Below are 385 nucleotides of genomic sequence, written 5' to 3' on the forward strand. Positions count from 1 at the left end.
CAACCGGAGCGGGAGCTGCGGGAGCCTCAGCAGCTGCGGGAGCAGCCGGAGCAGCAGCGCCGGAACCGTCGCCAATGATAGCCAGAGCAGCGCCGACCTCGACGTCCTCGTCCTCGGGGACGAGAATCTGCTCGACAACGCCTGCTACGGGGGAGGGAACCTCGGTGTCAACCTTGTCGGTGGAAACCTCAACCAGGGGCTCGTCAACCTCAACCTGCTCGCCAACTTCCTTCAGCCAGCGGGTAACGGTGCCCTCGGTGACGGACTCGCCCAGTGCGGGCAGTACGACCTCGATGCCTGCAGCAGCAGCTGCGGGAGCAGCCGGAGCAGCGGCGGGTGCTGCGGGAGCAGCCGGAGCCTCAGCAACCGGAGCGGGAGCTGCGGG

At 68.3% G+C, this 385-nt stretch carries 1 protein-coding gene; it reads right to left on the bottom strand.

Annotated features, from left to right (window positions below):
• A partial coding sequence (locus tag HMPREF2894_RS09235) for a biotin/lipoyl-containing protein (RefSeq protein WP_305793943.1) occupies positions 1-385 on the bottom strand: 385 nt, incomplete at both ends.

The organism is Rothia sp. HMSC066G02, from assembly GCF_001813145.1.
Classification (GTDB): domain Bacteria; phylum Actinomycetota; class Actinomycetes; order Actinomycetales; family Micrococcaceae; genus Rothia.